At 40.8% G+C, this 16,777-nt stretch carries 11 protein-coding genes; all 11 read left to right on the forward strand.

The window, feature by feature from the left end:
* The 11 genes from J5A55_RS07335 to J5A55_RS07385 all read left to right on the forward strand — a co-directional run bounded on the left by J5A55_RS07335 (window position 1) and on the right by J5A55_RS07385 (window position 16,773).
* Window positions 1-2,160, forward strand: coding sequence for a penicillin-binding protein (locus J5A55_RS07335; protein WP_004382827.1), 2,160 nt, complete (start codon window positions 1-3; stop codon window positions 2,158-2,160).
* 42 nt (window positions 2,161-2,202) lie between these two features.
* On the forward strand, window positions 2,203-3,660 hold the full coding sequence (locus tag J5A55_RS07340; RefSeq protein ID WP_004382828.1) for a UDP-N-acetylmuramoyl-L-alanyl-D-glutamate--2,6-diaminopimelate ligase: 1,458 nt from the start codon (window positions 2,203-2,205) through the stop codon (window positions 3,658-3,660).
* Window positions 3,661-3,680: 20 nt separating this feature from the next.
* Window positions 3,681-4,952 carry a phospho-N-acetylmuramoyl-pentapeptide-transferase gene (locus J5A55_RS07345; protein WP_004382829.1) on the forward strand — a complete coding sequence of 424 codons (1,272 nt, stop codon included), beginning with the start codon at window positions 3,681-3,683 and terminating at the stop codon, window positions 4,950-4,952.
* Window positions 4,953-5,142: 190 nt separating this feature from the next.
* The gene (murD, locus tag J5A55_RS07350; protein ID WP_004382830.1) at window positions 5,143-6,474 is read left to right on the forward strand and encodes a UDP-N-acetylmuramoyl-L-alanine--D-glutamate ligase; all 1,332 of its coding nucleotides are present in this window, start codon (window positions 5,143-5,145) and stop codon (window positions 6,472-6,474) included.
* 32 nt (window positions 6,475-6,506) lie between these two features.
* Entirely contained in the window at window positions 6,507-7,796 is a 1,290-nt protein-coding gene (locus J5A55_RS07355; RefSeq protein WP_004382831.1) for an FtsW/RodA/SpoVE family cell cycle protein, read from the forward strand.
* 82 nt (window positions 7,797-7,878) lie between these two features.
* A complete protein-coding gene (gene murG / locus J5A55_RS07360; RefSeq protein WP_039851167.1) occupies window positions 7,879-8,985 on the forward strand; it encodes an undecaprenyldiphospho-muramoylpentapeptide beta-N-acetylglucosaminyltransferase in 1,107 nt (368 codons plus the stop codon).
* A gap of 88 nt (window positions 8,986-9,073) precedes the next feature.
* Entirely contained in the window at window positions 9,074-10,453 is a 1,380-nt protein-coding gene (gene murC, locus J5A55_RS07365) for a UDP-N-acetylmuramate--L-alanine ligase (protein WP_004382833.1), read from the forward strand.
* Between the two features lie 64 nt (window positions 10,454-10,517).
* Window positions 10,518-11,456, forward strand: coding sequence for a cell division protein FtsQ/DivIB (locus J5A55_RS07370; RefSeq protein WP_004382834.1), 939 nt, complete (start codon window positions 10,518-10,520; stop codon window positions 11,454-11,456).
* Window positions 11,457-11,537: 81 nt separating this feature from the next.
* Window positions 11,538-12,986: a cell division protein FtsA gene (ftsA, locus tag J5A55_RS07375; RefSeq protein ID WP_004382835.1), complete on the forward strand. Its 1,449-nt coding sequence runs from the start codon at window positions 11,538-11,540 to the stop codon at window positions 12,984-12,986.
* Between the two features lie 54 nt (window positions 12,987-13,040).
* Entirely contained in the window at window positions 13,041-14,366 is a 1,326-nt protein-coding gene (gene ftsZ, locus J5A55_RS07380; protein WP_004382836.1) for a cell division protein FtsZ, read from the forward strand.
* A gap of 1,126 nt (window positions 14,367-15,492) precedes the next feature.
* A complete protein-coding gene (locus J5A55_RS07385) occupies window positions 15,493-16,773 on the forward strand; it encodes an AAA family ATPase (protein ID WP_004382839.1) in 1,281 nt (426 codons plus the stop codon).
* Window positions 16,774-16,777 lie beyond the last annotated feature (4 nt).

Here is a 16,777-nt window from a genome sequence, read left to right on the forward strand (position 1 = left end):
ATGAGCAAGTTCAATAATAATAAGATCATCCCCCGTTACAGCATCATCGCCATTGTGATGTCGCTGATTGCACTTGCTGTACTTGGAAAAACCATCTATACAATGACAGCCAATAGGTCTTATTGGATGGAAGTTGCTGCTACGCAAAAGAAAGATAGCGTAAAGGTTAAACCAACACGAGGAAACATTCTTAGTTGTGATGGGCAACTTATGGCTAGTTCACTACCTGAGTTCAAGGTGTATTTAGACTTCAATGCTCTTAAAGAAGCAGGCAATGATACCGCCTTTATTGATAGTATTAATTACATCAGCAAAGGTCTTAATAACATCTTTCCTGAGCGGTCAGCTGCTGCCTTCAAGGAACACCTCTTGGAAGGTTACCATAAGATGAGTAAACACTGGGCGATATGGGATGAGCGCATAGACTACAATACATTCAAAGAAATCCAGACCTTACCTATCTTACATCTATCTAAGTTTAAGAGCGGCTTCCACTGGGAAGAGTTCAATGCTCGTAGGCGTCCGTTCGGTTCCTTGGCACAGCGCACTGTAGGAGACATGTTCGGTGCAAAAGATACCGCCCGTTGTGGTCTTGAACTGTCATACGACTCGATTTTGCGCGGAACTGATGGTATCATTCACCGCCGTAAGGTTCGAAACAAGTTCTTAAATATCACTGATACACCTCCAATCGATGGTGCTGACATCATCACAACCATTGATGTTGGTATGCAAGACTTAGCCGAGAGAGCTTTGATTGACGAACTGAAAGATCCAAACGTGAATGGTAATGTAGGTGTAGCTATCGTTATGGAAGTTGCGACAGGAGACGTAAAAGCCATCGTCAACATGGATAAGTGTAGCGATGGGGAGTATCGAGAAGTAAAGAATCATGCGGTTAGCGACCTGCTAGAACCGGGTTCCGTCTTTAAGACAGCATCTATTATGACTATTCTTGATGATGGTCTCGTTGATACGACTTATACGGTGCAGACAGGTCCAGGAGTATGGCCTATGTATGGCAGGGAGATGAAGGATCACAATTGGACTCGTGGTGGCTATGGGACGTTAACACTGCCTTGGACTTTGAAATATAGCTCTAACATCGGTGTAAGTCGTATCATCGATCTACATTACCATAAGAACCCGGAGAAGTTTGTTCAAGGTATTTACGACCTCGGATTAACAACCGATTTCCATATACCTATCGTTGGTTACTCACCCGCAAAGATACGTATGCCACACAAGAACCACCATGGGCAATATGATAACTGGAGTGCAACAGCACTGCCATGGATGAGTATTGGATATGAGACACAGATACCCCCAATCTCTACACTAGCGTTCTACAATGCCATTGCCAATGGCGGAAAGATGATGAGACCACGCTTCGTAAAACAAATAGTAAAGAATGGTCAAGTTCTTTATGACAATCCTCCACAAGTCGTAAAGGAGCATATTGCGAAGGAGAGTACCATCAAAGATATTACACGAATCCTAACAGAAGTAGTATCAGAAGGTCTTGGTAAGAGGGCAGGATCCGACAAGTTTCTTGTTGCAGGTAAGACTGGAACAGCGCAGATGTCCAAAGGTGCAGCTGGATACAAGGCTGGTGCAGTGAACTATCTACTAAGTTTTGCAGGTTTCTTCCCTGCTGACAAACCACGTTACAGTTGTATTGTTTGTATTCAAAAGAGCGGTCTGCCAGCCTCTGGTGGTGGTATGAGTGGGGTCGTGTTCCACCATATTGCAGAAGGAATAATGGCGCAGAGTCTAAAGTTAAATGTCAGTGATGCACGAGATAAATCATCGATCCTCATCCCATCAGCAAAGATAGGGAATCTGTTGGCAACAGACTATGTTTTGAATGCACTTGGCTTCAACGTGACAAATGGATGGAATGGTGCTTATCCCTTTGGAAGCCCTATTTGGGGTACTACAACAGAGAATGGTAAATCGCTGACCTTCCATAAGGAGGCTATCAACAAGGCTCATATTGTACCCAATGTGCGTGGTATGGGAGCTCGCGATGCAGTCTATCTAATGGAGAAGAAAGGCATTAAAGTGCGTATTAATGGTAGAGGTCGTGTCATTGAGCAAAGCCTTGCTCCAGGCGACAAAGTTAAGAAAGGGATGGAATGTTCACTACGATTAGGCTAAGATCTGTAGGCATTAACAACGAAATAAGAATAGAACAAAGATATGAAATTAAGCGAATTACTCAAGAACATCACCCCTATTGCTATTCATGGCAATGCTGAGGTTGAAATTACTGGTGTAAACATTGATAGTCGTAAGATTGCTAACGGTCATCTATTTATTGCAATGAAAGGAACACAGGTAGATGGACATCAATTCATTGGAAAGGCTATTGAGCAAGGTGCTGTGGCTGTATTATTAGAAGACATGCCCAATACTTTGAATGATAATGTCACCTATGTACAAGTTGAATCAACAGAGAATACAGCAGGAAAGGTTGCTACCTTGTTCTATGGAGATCCCTCACATAAACTAAAGCTAGTTGGCGTTACGGGTACAAACGGTAAGACGACGATTGCCACCTTATTATATAATATGTTCCGAGAATTTGGTTATAAGGTGGGCTTATTATCGACTGTCTGCAACTATATCGATGATAAAGCAATACCAGCCGACCATACAACTCCAGATCCAATAGAGCTGAATCAACTACTTGCAGACATGGTTGCAGCAGGCTGTGAATACGCATTCATGGAGTGTTCTAGTCATGCTATACATCAACACCGTATCGGTGGATTAGACTTCACAGGGGCTATATTTACGAACCTCACACGTGATCATCTCGATTATCACAAGACCTTCGAAAACTATCGTAATGCGAAGAAGATGTTCTTTGATGGGCTTTCAAAGCATGCCTTTGCCATCACAAATGCAGATGACAAGAACGGTATGATTATGGTTCAGAACACTAAGGCAACCATCAAGACCTACTCAACCAAGCGCATGGCAGACTTCCGTGCGAAGATTCTTGAGTGTCACTTCGAAGGAATGTATCTAGAGATTGATGGAAAAGAGGTAGGCGTTCAGTTTATTGGCAAGTTCAATGTCAGCAACTTACTAGCTGTATATGGTGCTGCAAAGATGCTCGGTAAGAGTACAGATGAGATACTCCTCGCACTTAGTACATTGAAGAGCGTGAATGGACGCCTTGAGCCTATTCAATCCCCAGAAGGCTTCACTGCCATTGTTGACTATGCACATACTCCTGATGCCCTGGAGAACGTCTTGACTGCAATTCACGATGTATTGGATAACAAAGGCGGACATATTATCACCGTTTGTGGCGCCGGTGGTCATCGTGATAAGGGTAAACGTCCTTTAATGGCACAGGAAGCTGTAAAGCAGAGTGACACAGTTATCCTCACAAGTGATAACCCACGAGATGAAGATCCACAGGCTATTATTAATGACATGATGGCTGGTCTTGATGCTACACAACGTAAGAAAGTCCTCAACATAGTTGATCGTAAAGAAGCTATACGCACTGCTGCGATGATGGCGAAGAGGGGAGATGTAATCCTTGTGGCAGGTAAAGGACATGAAACTTACCAAGAGATTAATGGTGTAAAGCACCATTTCGATGACCACGAGGTTATCCGTGAGATCTTTGGAATTAAGTAAAAACAATAAAGAGAAGTAATATGCTGTATTATATCTTCCGCTGGTTAGACCAGTTCGGTATCAGTGGTTCCCACCTTTGGGGGTACATAAGTTTCCGTGGCATATTGGCTATGATACTGGCATTGCTTATATCGGCATGGTTCGGAGAGAGATTTATCAAGTATCTTAAAAGCAAGCAGATCACGGAGACACAACGTGATGCAAGCATTGATCCATTCGGTGTAAAAAAGATAGGAGTACCCTCAATGGGCGGTATTATCATTATCGTTGCATTGTTAGTACCCGTCATCTTGCTCGGTCGATTGCGTAACATCTATCTAATTCTGATGATCATTACAACCATCTGGTTGGGTTTTCTCGGTGGAATGGACGACTTTATCAAGATCTTCAGACATAATAAAGAGGGGTTAAAGGGCAAGTATAAGATTATAGGTCAGGTCACAATCGGACTCATAGTAGGTCTTGTTCTTTGGGCATCACCTGATGTTAAGGCGAACTTGAATCTTGAAGTAGCCAATCAAAACGGTAAGGAAGTAGTTATAAAACATGAGGCTAAGGCGGAGAAAACGCTGAAAACGACCATACCATTCGTGAAGTCACACAATTTGGACTACTCTGAAATCGTTGGATTCTTAGGTGATTATAAGACAGCTGGCGGTTGGATTCTATTCGTAATCATGACTATTTTTGTCGTGACAGCCGTTTCTAATGGTGCAAACCTCAACGATGGAATGGACGGAATGTGTGCTGGTAACTCGGCTGTAATAGGTGTTGTTCTCGGTATCTTAGCTTATGTCAGTAGCCACATACAGTTTGCAGCCTACCTGAATATCATGTATATCCCTGGCACAGAGGAACTGGTAGTATTCTTTATGGCGTTTATCGGAGCACTGATCGGCTTCCTTTGGTACAATGCCTACCCTGCCCAAGTATTCATGGGAGATACTGGTAGTTTGACAATCGGCGGTATCATTGCCGTTGGAGCTATCATCATACACAAGGAATTGATGCTTCCTATCCTCTGCGGAATATTCTTCGTCGAGAGTCTAAGCGTCATCGTACAAGTATGGTATTATAAGTTAGGGAAGCGTAAAGGCATTAAGCAACGTATCTTCAAACGTACTCCTATCCATGACAACTTCCGTACTCAGGATTCACAGTTAGACCCCGAGTGCAAGTACTTAGTAAAAGTTCCACATGGAGCAGTGCATGAGAGCAAGATTACCTTACGTTTTATCATCGTGACAATCATACTTGCTGCATTGACAATTATCACTCTGAAAATCAGATAGATACGTTTATTCAAAAGTAAGACATGCTCTGTACAAAAGAAAGAAAGGCTTAGTAATCATTAAAATAGGCGTCTTCTCCAACGAAGAAGGGCGTTACTTAGAATTGAAGAGAGGCTTATCTCATTAGAACGATGATATTCAGAGACATCATCCGATCGGATAATAGGAAAGAAAAGAAAGGGAAATTAATATGAAAAGAATCGTAATACTTGGTGCAGGAGAGAGCGGTGCGGGTGCTGCTGTACTCGCTAAGAAAGAAGGATTTGACGTCTTCGTTTCAGATATGTCAGCTATCAAGGACAAGTATAAGAAGCTACTTGACGAGCATCACATAGAGTGGGAAGAGGGACACCACACGGAGGATAAGATCCTTAATGCTGATGAAATCATCAAGAGTCCAGGTATTCCTAAGGAAGCTCCAATGATTCAGAAGCTCATGGCAAAGGGTACTCACATCATCAGCGAAATTGAGTTTGCAGGTAGATATACCAACTCTAAGATGATATGTATCACTGGTAGCAATGGTAAAACGACCACAACAAGCCTCATCTATCACATCTTTAAGGATGCAGGATACGATGTTGGATTGGCAGGAAACATAGGCAATAGCCTTGCATTGCAGGTTGCAGAAGATCCACATGCATATTACATCATTGAGTTGAGTAGCTTCCAACTTGATAACATGTACAACTTCCGCGCTAATATTGCCATCCTCTTGAATATTACTCCAGACCATTTAGATCGCTACGACTTTAAGTTTGAGAATTATGCAGACGCCAAGATGCGTATCATTCAGAACCAAACTAAGGATGATAGTTTTATCTATTGGAATGATGATCCAGTAATCAAGAAGGAGCTAAAGAAGTATGATGTACATGCTGTATGTTATCCTTTTTCAGAGCTAAAGGAGCATGGTAGCATTGGTTACATCGAAGAGGGACAATACAAGATAGAGCAACCAGAGCCATTCAATATGGAACAGGAAGACTTGTCATTGACGGGTCGCCACAACATATATAACTCTCTTGCAGCAGGTATCGCATCGAACATCAGCGGTATTAAAAAGGAGAGTATCCGCAAGAGCTTAAGCGACTTCCCCGGCGTTGAACATCGTTTGGAAAAGGTTTGTAAGGTTGCGGGTGTACAATATATCAACGACTCGAAGGCTACAAATGTAGATGCCTGTTGGTATGCACTAGAGAGTATGAGAACCCCAACTATCCTCATTTTGGGTGGTAAGGACAAAGGTAATGATTACAGTGCCATCAAAGACTTGGTGAAAGAAAAGTGTACAGGACTTGTCTACCTCGGGGCAGATAACAAGAAACTCCACGATAACTTTGATAGCCTAGGAATCCCTGTTCGCGACACACACTCTATGAAAGATTGTGTTACGGCATGTGCAGAAATGGCTAAACCTGGTGACACCGTCTTGTTGAGTCCATGCTGTGCTAGCTTTGACCTCTTTAAGAATATGGAGGATAGAGGAGACCAGTTTAAAGCACTCGTTAGAGCTTTATAAAGCGTAGATGCCCGATAAAGGAAAGAAAGAAAATGAACAATAAATCTCTCAGTAACCTCTTTAAAGGAGATAAGGTCATCTGGATGGTCTTCTTCTTCCTATGTATTATTAGTATAATTGAGGTCTATTCGGCTTCGAGTTCACTATCATACAGGGGAGGAAACTATTGGAGTCCTATCATCTACCACTGTAGTATTCTTGCTGTTGGAATAGGCTTAATGGTGGTGGTATTAAATATCAAATGCAGGTACTTCAAACTGATTACCCCCATCCTTCTTGGTATAGCTTTTATAACGTTACTGTGGGTTCTTGTCGCTGGACAAACTACTAACGGAGCTAACAGATGGATAAGCTTTGCGGGCATACAATTTCAACCTTCTGAGATCGCAAAGGGCGCACTTGTGCTAGCAGTTGCACAAATACTTAGTGCCATGCAAACCGATCATGGGGCGGACAGAAAAGCCTTTCGATACATCTTGATACTATCTGGTGTATTCATTTTCTTGATCTTTTTTGAGAACCTGTCAACGGCTATGCTCATCTCCTTAACCATCGTTTTAATGATGATTGTGGGGCGTGTTCCACTGAATCAGATCGGCAGATTGGTTGGAGTGGTAGTGCTGGGTATTATCCTCACCCTATCTCTGGTGATGATAGTAGGTGATGACAAAAAGGTAGAAGAAGACCTACCAACCAAACAGAACCTTACTGAGCAAACTGTTCAAGAGCAGCAACAAAAAGAATCATTAGGTGTTTTTGGGAAGCTCTTGCATCGTGCTGACACATGGAAAGCACGTATCAAGAAGTTCATGGACAACGACTATGTAGCACCAAAAGATTATGATTTGGATAAAGATGCACAAGTGGCACATGCCAACATAGCCATCGCTACATCTAATGTTGTGGGTAAAGGACCAGGTAACTCGACCGAACGAGACTTCTTATCACAGGCTTTCTCTGACTTTATCTATGCAATTATTATTGAGGAGATGGGGCTTGAAGGAGCAGCTATCGTAGCATTCCTCTATATCATCTTACTCTTCCGAACGGGTATCATTGCCAATCGATGTGAGAACTCCTTCCCTGCTTTCTTAGCCATGGGAATTGCATTCTTGCTCGTTACACAGGCTCTGTTCAATATGTTGGTGGCCGTTGGACTAGCCCCAGTAACTGGTCAACCATTGCCACTCATTAGTAAGGGAGGAACTTCAACTATCATTAATTGTGTCTATATTGGCGTCATCTTGAGTATCAGCCGATCGGCTAAGAAGAAGAAAGCCGATAATCCTTCGATAGCAGAGACACATGGAGTCATTGCATAGACAGCAGATTCTTAAAAAAGAGTTAAAGTTAGAAGAAGACGAAAAAATTGATTACCTTTGTAGGTTAGTAAACGAGATTGAAATGGACAAGGATTTAAGAATAATCATTAGCGGTGGTGGCACGGGAGGTCATATATTCCCAGCTGTATCTATTGCAAACGCTATCAAGGCTAAACACCCAGATGCAAAGATTCTCTTTGTAGGTGCTTTAGGACGTATGGAGATGCAACGTGTGCCTGCTGCTGGATATGAGATAAAGGGCTTACCAATCAAAGGTTTCGATCGTGCACATAAGCTAAAGAACTTTGAAGTGCTATATAAGTTATGGAAAAGTTTGCGTATGGCACGCCAAATCATCAAGGACTTTAAGCCCCAAGTAGCAGTTGGTGTTGGTGGTTACGCCAGTGGTGCTACACTTTACTCATGCGCAAAGATGGGTATTCCTTGTCTAATTCAAGAACAGAACTCATACGCTGGTGTGACCAACAAACTATTGGCAAAACGCGTAGAGAAGATATGTGTTGCGTATGAAGGTATGCAACGATTCTTCCCTGCTGATAAGATTATTATGACAGGAAACCCTGTACGACAAAACGTCTTAAATACACCTCTCTCTGTCGAAGAAGCACGAGAGAGTCTAGGGTTGAAGAGTGATAAGAAGACTATCTTGTTAGTAGGCGGTAGCCTTGGAGCTCGCACCATTAACCGCTCTATTATGGAGCATCTTGACCTCGTAAAGAACACTGAAGTGCAGTTTATATGGCAAACTGGTAAGTACTACCATCAGCAGATAATGGACTTTATGAAGGGTAAGGAGCTACCCAACTTAAAGGTAATGGACTTTATTAGCGATATGGGAGCAGCTTATAAAGCAGCTGATTTGGTTATCAGCCGTGCGGGTGCAAGCTCCATTAGTGAGTTCCAACTCATTGGTAAACCAGTAATCCTCGTTCCTAGTCCTAACGTAGCGGAAGATCATCAAACAAAGAATGCAATGGCATTAGTAGATAAACATGCTGCAATTTACGTAAAGGATTCTGAGGCTCCAGAGACATTATTGAAACTAGCATTAGAGACCATCTCTGATGATCAAAAACTTACCAGCCTTAGTGAGAATGTGAAGAAGATGGGGTTACAAAACTCGGCAGATGTTATTGCGGACGAGGTTTTGAAACTCATTAAAAAATAATATTACTTATTGAGAAGGGTAATCCTTTAGGAATAAGTGAAAGACTGAAAGGTCTAAAAGAGAATAAAGATAGAAAAGATATAGATACATGGAACTTAAAGATATAAAGTCAGTTTACTTCGTTGGTGCAGGTGGTATTGGTATGAGTGCCATTGCTCGTTACTTCCTTCATAAGGGGCTGGTTGTTGCAGGATATGATAAAACTCCTTCTGAGCTTACCCACCAGTTAGAGAAAGAAGGTATGTTGATTCACTATGAGGAAAATGTGAATCTCATTCCAGAAGAGTGCCGTCAACCAACCACAACATTGGTTGTCTACACCCCTGCAATCCCATCAACTCATACAGAACTGATATACTTCCATGATAACAACTTCACAATAGAGAAGCGCGCACAAGTACTAGGGACTCTTACCCGAACACACAAAGGTTTATGCTTTGCCGGTACTCATGGTAAAACCACAACATCAACCATGTGTGCCCATATCATGCATAAAAGCCATTTAGACTGCAATGCTTTTTTAGGTGGAATATCGAAGAATTATGGCACAAACTACATTCTCTCTGACCACAGCGATTATGTTGTGATCGAGGCAGATGAGTTCGATCGTTCTTTCCACTGGTTACGTCCTTGGATGAGCGTTATTACATCTACCGACCCGGATCACTTGGATATTTATGGTACGAAAGAGGCTTACCTTGAAAGCTTCCGCCATTACACTGAGCTCATACAACCAGGTGGTGCGCTCATTATTCATAAGAATCTTGAGATGAAGCAACACGTACAAGAAGGTGTCAAGGTTTATGACTATAGTCGTGAAGAGGGCGATTTCCATGCAGAGAATATCCGAATAGAGAAGGGAACGATTACTTTCGACTTCGTTTCTCCTATTGAGACTGTAAAGGATGTAGAACTCGGTCAACCTATTCCAATCAACATTGAAAATGGTATAGCAGCAATGGCTATGGCGCAACTCAATGGTTGCACCGCTGAAGAGCTACGTGAAGGGATGAGAACCTATGGTGGTGTTGATCGCCGATTCGACTTTAAGATAAAGAATGATCGCCACGTCTTTCTATCTGATTATGGGCATCATCCAAAGGAAATACTACAGAGTGCAAAGAGTCTAAAGGAACTTTATGCTGACAGAAAGATTACTGTTATCTTCCAACCACACCTCTATACGCGTACTCGGGACTTCTATAAAGATTTTGCAGATGCATTAAGTCACTTTGATGAGGTTATCCTTACTGAGATTTATCCAGCACGTGAACAACCAATAGAAGGGGTTACAAGCAAACTCATCTATGATAATCTCCGTCCAAACATAGCAAAGCAGATGATTAAAAAAGATGATGTTCTTGATTTCGTTAGGTCACGTGACTTCGATGTACTTGTAGTGCTTGGTGCTGGCAATCTTGACAATTATGTACCAGAGATAACCAAGATTATCAAAGCAAAAGAATAAACGACAACGCAAAAGCGTAACTATATAATTAAGGAATAAAAGCATCAAAAGGAAGAGATAATATATGTATATTCAGTGGAAAAAGATTATCATCACTACGCTGGACATCATACTAGCTTTCTATCTCATCATGGCTGTTACCGCTTGGAACAACCCTGATGAGCAAGGTCGTGTATGCACGAAAGTGAACATAGAAATCTCTGATTCTAAGAATGCCGGATTCCTTACAGCAGAGGAAATAAAGCACATCTTACAAAAGCACAATCTCTATCCTCTTAATAAAAAGATGGAAAATATCAATCCTCGAGACATAGAGGAAACGCTCAAAGAAGGACCTTTTGTAAAGACTGCTCAGTGTTACAAGACGGAGAACGGACATATCAACATACAGATTACTCAACGTATGCCTATCATCCGTATAAAGAGCCAACAGGGTGGAGACTACTATCTTGATGACAATGGAGGAATACTTCCTAATTCCAAATACACGAGCGACTTGATTATTGCCACTGGAAATATTAACAACAGCTTTGCGAAACTCTATATCGCACCACTTGCTAAAGCAATCAGCTCTTCACCGCTTTGGATCAACCAAATAGAGCAAATAAACGTCCTTCCAGATTATGGCATTGAACTTGTTCCACGTGTGGGTGACCATATTATCTTCATGGGGTATTTACCTCTTAATCGCAACAGATGGACACGTAATAGGGAGATAAACTCTTTCGTTAACAACAAATTATCTCGATTAGAGAAGTTCTATCGATACGGTTTATCACAAGCGGGATGGAATAAGTATTCTTATATTGATATCGAATTCGATAATCAAATTGTCTGCAAGCGAAGAGACCCTGAAGCTGAACAAAAAGAGGCGGAAGCTATCGCAAAAGAAGCTAAAGAAGAGAAGACAAAAGACAGGCAACGTACAGAAGAAGAGGAACGTGAAAAGGCACGCAAAGAAGTTGACCAACAAGAACATGCAGCAGATGGTCCAACCGAATAACAAGTTCTTCAACCACAAGACAATGTACGTAAATAAGAGAAGAAAGAACATTAAAACTAAGAAATATAATACTTAACGAATATGGCAGAGTTCATAGTAGCCATTGAATTAGGCTCATCAAAGATTATGGGAATAGCCGGCAAGAAGAATCTTGACGGTAGTATCTCCGTGCTAGCCGTTGCTAAGGAAGATGCATCACAATGCATTCGCAAAGGTGTAGTCTATAACATTGATAAGACTGGTCAGTGCCTCACCAACATTATTAATAAGCTCAAGAAACAACTGAAATTTGATATATCTCAAGTTTATGTAGGTGTAGGAGGTCAGTCCATACGGAGCGTTCGTAACGTTATAGTAAAAGATCTTCCAGCTGATACCATCATTACATCCGACATGATTAATGAGCTGATGGATGCTAACAGAAACATGGCTTACCCCGATCAAGAAATCTTAGATGCTGCTACACAGGAGTATAAGGTTGACAGCCAATACTCTCTAGATCCTGTTGGCATAAAAGCCACTCGCTTGGAGGGAAACTTCTTAAATATCCTATGGCGCAAGTCATTCTATAATAATTTAAACAGCTGTTTTGAGAAAGCAGGAATAGCAATAGCAGAGATGTACCTAGCACCATTAGCCTTGGCTGATGGTGTACTCAGCGAAGCCGAAAAGCGCGGTGGTTGCGTGCTTGTCGACCTTGGTGCTGATACCACTACAGTCTCTGTTTACTATAAGAATATTCTTCGCCACCTTGCAGTAATCCCATTAGGAGGCAATAACATCAACAAGGATATAGCTTCCTTGCAGATGGAAGATAAAGAAGCAGAGGCAATGAAACTCAAATATGGTTCTGCATTCACCGACAATAACGATATCGACAACAACCTCAAATACTCTATAGATGCCGAGCGAACTGTTGATAGTCGTAAATTCATTGAAATAGTAGAAGCACGTGCAGGAGAGATTATAGAGAATGTGTGGTATCAGGTTCCATCTGAATACACAGACAAACTCCTCGGGGGTATCATACTTACTGGTGGTGGCATGAACCTCAAGAACATCGAGCGTTTGGTGCGTAATGTCACACGCATTGAGAAGATTCGCAAGGCTAAATTCGTCACACAGACGATCACCTCAAGTCATGCAGAAATAACAGCACAGAACGGCGAAACGAATACCATATTAGGCTTACTTGCAAAGGGAGACATGAATTGTGCTGGTGCTGCATATAACCCTGCTGCTAACAACCTATTTGAAGGAAAAGATGTAGCTGTAGCCCATCCAATAGAAACAACAACTACAAACTCTAATACACGTCCACAAGGACAAGGTTTTGTCCCTACTCCCGAAGAGAAACGTAAAGCTGAAGAGGAACGCCGTAAAAGAGAAGAAGAAGAACGCAAGCTACGCGAAGAGGAAGAGGCAAGAGAACGTGAAAGAGAAGAGGAAAAACGTCGTAATAGCTTCTGGAACAAGTTCGTTCGTAAAGCAAAAGAATTTGGAGGTAAGATGCTGGAAGACGAAGAGTAACGCTTTCATGGGAACACAAATATAAGTATATTCATCATATAGACACATACTGTTATGGCAGACAATAATAATAAAATAGATGTATTAGACTTCGGTGATGGCGACGTTACTAACAGCATAATCAAAGTCATTGGTGTTGGTGGTGGCGGTGGCAATGCCGTCAACCACATGTATAAAGAAGGTATACATGACGTAACTTTCGTCCTCTGCAATACAGACGCACAAGCCCTCAACGACTCACCTGTCCCTGTTCATCTACAATTAGGAAAGGAAGGGTTAGGAGCAGGAAACCGCCCAGAACGCGCAAGACAAGCTGCCGAAGAGACGATCGATGACATCAAGAATATGCTCAACGATGGTACGAAGATGACATTTATCACGGCTGGTATGGGTGGTGGAACAGGTACTGGCGCAGCACCTGTCATCGCACAAGTCAGTAAAGAACTTGGTATCCTCACCGTCGGTATTGTCACCATTCCTTTCCGCTTCGAAGGTGCGAAGAAGATTGATCAGGCCCTGGACGGAGTAGAAGAGATGGCTAAACACGTTGACGCTCTTCTCGTTATTAATAACGAAAGATTACGTGAGATCTATCCAGAACTTAGCCTCTTAAACGCATTCCGTAAAGCTGATGACACACTGAGTGTTGCAGCTAAGAGTATTGCTGAAATCATCACTGTACATGGTATTGTGAACCTCGACTTCAATGACGTGAAGACGGTCCTAAAGGATGGTGGCGTGGCAATCATGTCCACAGGTTATGGTGAAGGAGAAGGTCGTGTAAAGCAAGCAATAGAGGATGCGCTTAACTCACCACTACTCAACGACAATGATGTCTACAAGTCTAAGAAGATTCTTCTGTCCATCAACTTCAATAGCAATGACAAGGACAACTCCGGCTTGACAATGGAAGAAATGGGTGATGTAACCGATTTTATGAATCATTTCAGCGAAGACTTCGAATTGAAATGGGGATTGGCTATCGACCCAGAACTTGATCAGAAGGTAAAAGTAACCATTCTTGCAACTGGTTTCGGCATAGAGGATGTTGATGGTATGGGACGACACATACAGAAACTATCCGCGGAAGAGGCCGCCAGAAGAGCTGATAATGAGGAGAAAGATGCTGAACGTCGTGACCGCCGTGAACGTTTCTATAGGGACAACAACAACACTCAATACAAACACCGCCCTCACATCTATCGCTTTACAGCTGATGAGCTTGACAATGAGGATGTAATTCTTGCCGTAGAGAATACACCTACTTACAAGCGCACAAAGCAAATGATAAAAGACATCAAACACATCAGTTCACCCGAGACAGAACCAGAAGAGACTGATTCCAAAGATACGGTTGAAGGCGTAATTAGCTTCGTTTAATCACGTTGATGAAATATTAAAGGCGAGAGAAGAAGGTATATCGAAATAGCAAGCAAGCTATGAGGTGTACCTTTTTTTCATATCGCTTTCTGCCTAAGAGAGCATATATTTCAGCATAAGAATGCTAATCTTTCAGCATAAGAAAGCTATCCTTTGAAGTCGACTATCTCGCTATTTATTCCCTTATTCATGCAGAGAGAGGCTGGGGTGAGGATCATTATTCCCTTTTTCTTTTGCAAAGATATAAAGAAAAAAAAAGAAAAACAAGAAAACGTAGTGTTAAAAAAATAATAATTAGGTCTTAACAAACTAATAATCAGCATGTTACAGATACCGCATACTATCAATCAAAGCTTACTACCATCCTCCCACTCCAACATCGAAAATTACAAATTACAAATTACAAATTACATTAAGGTCCATGCAGGGTGCAGAGGGGGACGAGTCCAGATAGTTTATTATAATATATAATATAATTATATTATATATTATAATAAAAATTTATAGATAATAAATTATAATTATTATCATTATTATTCTATCAATCTATCACCTATTTTTCCCCTCCCACCTTCAAAGAATACCCCCCACGACCTTAATGTAATTTGTAATTTGTAATTTGTAATTTGTAATCGATGGGGAAACGAAATTGCTATTATCTTGAAACCATTCTGCTATAAGCAGTTAGAGTTCTTTCTACCTTAAACAAATTTAAACACCTGACTATTAGTACCTTACAACGATTTAGAAGAGAAAAATCTCATCAAGATTTGGTAGTATCATTTATTTTTTATACTTTTGCAATGAGGATTAAAAACTAACAGCAAAGACGAACCTGTGATTAGGCAAATCAGCATTCCCTTATTCCCCTATCAAGCACCTTTTGTACGTCAATTAAGGCTTAATTGGAGTACAATTCAGCTTCGCTTGAATTTGGAGAAAGAAAAAGAGCTTATCTTATAATCTATATTGGAATAATATATTTTCTCTAACAGCTTTTCGCAATCAGAAAAACAAGAGTGGAATTTATTTAAAAAAGATTTGAACTCCTTTGTAAATGAAGAAAATTCTTTGTATTTTTGTAGCAAAATTACGAAATAGACCAAAAAATTAATTGTTTATTGCTATGATAAGAGATTTCTGGGTTGAAAATTATTTGTCCATTCGAGATAGACAAGAACTGAGTTTTGTTTCCAAAACTCAAGACGACTTTCTCAGCTTTGAAGTTGCAAAGGGTGTTTTTCTCAACAAGTTGGGTATTCTTTACGGAGCAAATGCTTCTGGGAAATCGAATATGTTATGTGCTGTTCAAAACATCTTTGATTTATTATATCAATCCCGAACAGATATTACAGAGAAAGTCTTATCTGCTCCTGCGTTTGAATTAACTAAGGATAATAATACAATGATGCATGTGTCTTTTTATGCAGATACAGTCCGGTACGATTACGATATTGAATATTGCTCTGATCATATTGTCAGCGAAAATTTGTATTATTATCCAAATAATTCCAAAGCTTTATTTTATGAACGTACATTCAAGGGTACAGACATACAGGCTGATATAAAGTTCGGTGATAGTTTAGGGATAAAAGCGAAAACAAGAGAAATACTTTCGGCAAACACGCTCCACAACCACTCAGTTTTATCAACTTATAGAAAGGTCTTGGCAGGGGAGGATATACAGCCAATCGCCAAGCTTTTCAAATGGATTGAAGAGCATGTGCATCAGATAAATGGAGATGGGAAAAAAGATATTGTAGAGAAGTTTAAAGATATTATTGCAAATAAGAAACTTAGAAAGTTTTATCAGTTAATGCTAAAAAAAGCAGATTTAAACATCTCGGACTTTCTCGTAATAAAAAAAGAAAAGAAGATTTCTCCCAAGTTACGTCAGATAATAACGGATAACGACGAACTTTCTGAGAAAGCAAAGAAAAGATTGCTGGAAGAGGATGATGAGGATATACTATTTGTTAATCAATCAGTAGATGGGAATTTTGGTATTCCTTGGCATCTTCAATCACAAGGTACTAAACAGTATCTACACGTCTTGTCTTTTCTGTATGAATTGATAACAGGTAGTCATTTGTATCTTCTTGATGAGTTGGACGAAGATTTGCATTACGACTTATTTGTGTATTTCTTAAATGTATTCATTTATAACTCTGAGTCTTCCCAGTTAATCTTCACAAGTCAGGAAATATCCTTGCTTGCAGAGGATCTGCTGAATGAGCATCGAGGATTAGTTTGGTTTGTTGATAAAAATGCTGAAACTGCATCTTCAGAATATTCGCGAGCAGATTCGTATGGACTTCACAAGAATCTCTCCCTGTATAATTCGTATAAGATAGGCAGATTGGGAGGGAAACCAGAGTTAGGTTCATATTTTATTGATTTAGATTGATAAC

Source organism: Prevotella veroralis, from assembly GCF_018127765.1.
Lineage (GTDB): Bacteria > Bacteroidota > Bacteroidia > Bacteroidales > Bacteroidaceae > Prevotella > Prevotella veroralis.

What these genes read in the sequence shown, in the direction of transcription:
- J5A55_RS07370 (WP_004382834.1), top strand. Translation starts at nt 10,518, where the DNA reads ATGTATATTCAGTGGAAAAAGATTATCATCACTACGCTGGACATCATA.
- murD (WP_004382830.1), top strand. Translation starts at nt 5,143, where the DNA reads ATGAAAAGAATCGTAATACTTGGTGCAGGAGAGAGCGGTGCGGGTGCT.
- J5A55_RS07355 (WP_004382831.1), top strand. Translation starts at nt 6,507, where the DNA reads ATGAACAATAAATCTCTCAGTAACCTCTTTAAAGGAGATAAGGTCATC.
- J5A55_RS07340 (WP_004382828.1), top strand. Translation starts at nt 2,203, where the DNA reads ATGAAATTAAGCGAATTACTCAAGAACATCACCCCTATTGCTATTCAT.
- J5A55_RS07385 (WP_004382839.1), top strand. Translation starts at nt 15,493, where the DNA reads ATGATAAGAGATTTCTGGGTTGAAAATTATTTGTCCATTCGAGATAGA.
- ftsZ (WP_004382836.1), top strand. Translation starts at nt 13,041, where the DNA reads ATGGCAGACAATAATAATAAAATAGATGTATTAGACTTCGGTGATGGC.
- murG (WP_039851167.1), top strand. Translation starts at nt 7,879, where the DNA reads ATGGACAAGGATTTAAGAATAATCATTAGCGGTGGTGGCACGGGAGGT.
- ftsA (WP_004382835.1), top strand. Translation starts at nt 11,538, where the DNA reads ATGGCAGAGTTCATAGTAGCCATTGAATTAGGCTCATCAAAGATTATG.
- J5A55_RS07335 (WP_004382827.1), top strand. Translation starts at nt 1, where the DNA reads ATGAGCAAGTTCAATAATAATAAGATCATCCCCCGTTACAGCATCATC.
- J5A55_RS07345 (WP_004382829.1), top strand. Translation starts at nt 3,681, where the DNA reads ATGCTGTATTATATCTTCCGCTGGTTAGACCAGTTCGGTATCAGTGGT.
- murC (WP_004382833.1), top strand. Translation starts at nt 9,074, where the DNA reads ATGGAACTTAAAGATATAAAGTCAGTTTACTTCGTTGGTGCAGGTGGT.